Annotated in this window: 2 protein-coding genes and 1 pseudogene; all 3 read right to left on the reverse strand. The window is 72.2% G+C overall.

Annotated elements, in window-relative coordinates; translation table 11 throughout:
* Nucleotides 1-198: 198 nt before the first annotated feature.
* Nucleotides 199-1,107: a DUF5926 family protein gene (locus IY392_RS16765; RefSeq protein ID WP_194861845.1), complete on the reverse strand. Its 909-nt coding sequence runs from the start codon at nucleotides 1,105-1,107 to the stop codon at nucleotides 199-201.
* A 42-nt stretch (nucleotides 1,108-1,149) separates the two neighbouring features.
* Nucleotides 1,150-1,962, reverse strand: coding sequence for a glycerophosphodiester phosphodiesterase family protein (locus IY392_RS16770; protein ID WP_182613330.1), 813 nt, complete (start codon nucleotides 1,960-1,962; stop codon nucleotides 1,150-1,152).
* A gap of 3 nt (nucleotides 1,963-1,965) precedes the next feature.
* Nucleotides 1,966-2,148 (reverse strand): annotated as a pseudogene (locus IY392_RS16775) (hypothetical protein); the annotation flags it as partial.

Raw genomic sequence — 2,148 nt, forward strand, 5'->3', positions numbered from 1 at the left:
GTCCGCAACCACGGCGGCACGGTCACCTCGGTGGGCGCCGCCTCGTCATCGTCCCGCCCCGGTCGGTCGGCCACCCGGCCACACCCCCTCCAGCCACACGTCCGGCCCGGCGACCCGCCGGCTGCCGGTCGCCCGAGGGGATACTAGAGGCCCCCGGGCCCGACCGGGGGTCCGTGCCGGTCTGGGATCGGCGCCCGGTCAGCGCAGGGTGACCTGGCGTGCCCGGAGACCGTCCCGCGAGGCGCGCTCGTCGGAGCTGAGCGGGCCGTCCTTCGCCAACGCCTCAGCCAGTCGCGCGTCGAGTTCGAGTAGTCCCGGCGCCCACTCCTGGTGGTGCATCTCCGGGTCCAGGTCGAACACCGGCACGAGCACCCCGTGGGTGCGGAAGGACCCCGCGAAACGCGACCCCTCGCCCAGGTGGAGGCCGCCGGCGGAGTGCACGCGCGCGAGGGCCTCGAACAGCGCGTCCTCGTCCTCCGGCCGCACCCACCGGATGTGGGCCTTCTCGCCCGCGTCGACCCACCAGGCGGCCTCGATGCCGTCCGCCGCGACCCGGGCCGAGGGCATCATGACCTCGTCGGCGTTCTTGATCGCCTGCGCGATCTCGGGACGGACCTGGGCTCCCTCGGCGAGCCACCACGAGAAGTCTCCGTGCACCACGATCTCCAGCGGCGCGTCCTTGACCACGACGTCCTCCAACGCCGGGGTGGACTCGTCCGGATGGGAGGTGTTCAGCGTCTCACCGCCCCCTGCGCGAGAGGCCCAGTCCACCGCGTACGCCAGGTCGGCCGCCGGATCGGGCCCGTGGACCTGGACCTGCAGACCCACCATGGCCTCGCCGCCCAGCTCCTCGTCACGCACCAGTCCGGCGATGGCGCCGGGCAGGACGGTCGCCAGGGTGATCTCGCGCTTCTGGCTACTGGTGGTCAGCCGCGCGGTCGCCGACGGAACGAACTCGCGCATGGCGACCATGTCGCACTCCCCCGCGAACCCCGCGAAAGGCCTGGGCTGGGTGCTCAGTTCCTCACGCTCGGCCGCGCGAGCGGCGATCTTGGCCTGGCGGTTGCCGCCGGACTTGGGCTCATTATGGCGCTGACGTCTACCCACGGGCACAACGATACGGTGCGTCAGCGCGGCCCGTCCGGCGGGTCAGGAACTGCGGGCGGGCCCGTCCAGGACGGCTCGGGCACGTGACGGGACGTTGGTCGCCACCCACTCCACGCCGAGGTCGCGACACAGGAGCATGTCGGCCGGGTCGTCGACGGTCCAGCAGTAGGTGCCCATCCCCCGCGACCTCCAGTAGTCGACCAGCCAGGGACGCGCACGGAGTGCCCCGATGCTGGGGCCCATCAACTGGGCGCCGAACCCCTCGGCCGGCCACGACTTGAGGACGTTGCCCCGCTCGCGCAGCTGCACCGTCGGAACCTGCGGGGCCAACTGCCGGAACCGTCGTACCGCCATCACGGAGAAGCTCATCATGAGCGCCCGGGACTCGGCGTGCGAGGCGGGGCGATCCAGCCCGAAGTACCTCAGCTCGTCCCGGAGCGCGACCTCGACCCGACCACCGGTGGGCACGGGGTGCTTGGTCTCCAGGAACAACTTCACGTGCGGGTACGCCTCGGCCATGACGAGAAGACTGCGCAGGGTGAGAAGCGGCTCGGACCTGCGGTGCACCGGGTGCCAGGAGCCGAGGTCGAGGGTCGACAACTCGTCGAGAGTGGTGGAGTGGACCCACAGGTCGCGGTCCGCCACGCGTGCGGTCCGCGGGTCATGGAGGAGCACGGGGACTCCGTCCGCGGTGAGCCGTACATCCACCTCGAGCGCCGTCGCGCCCTGTTCGAGGGCTTTCTCATAGGCGACGAGCGTGAGTTCCGGATACTCGGCCGACGCCCCCCGGTGGGCGACGACCCTGCTCCCGGTGGACACCGTGGACCTCGGATGTGTGGTCGCGGGGACCGTCACGTCTCACTCCTCTCGAGCCGGGGACGCGTTCACGATCCCCCGCGGGAGAAGCCGGTGGGTGAACCGCGGGGGAGGCTCGTCGAAACTCCGCATGACGGTTCGGGTCTCCCTCGCGGCCCACACCGCGGCCGCCGCCGCGAGCGCGGTGAGGAGCACCGTGTCCGCCGCGGCCTGCGGGCCCTGCCC

The organism is Dietzia sp. SYD-A1, from assembly GCF_015356725.1.
GTDB lineage: Bacteria > Actinomycetota > Actinomycetes > Mycobacteriales > Mycobacteriaceae > Dietzia.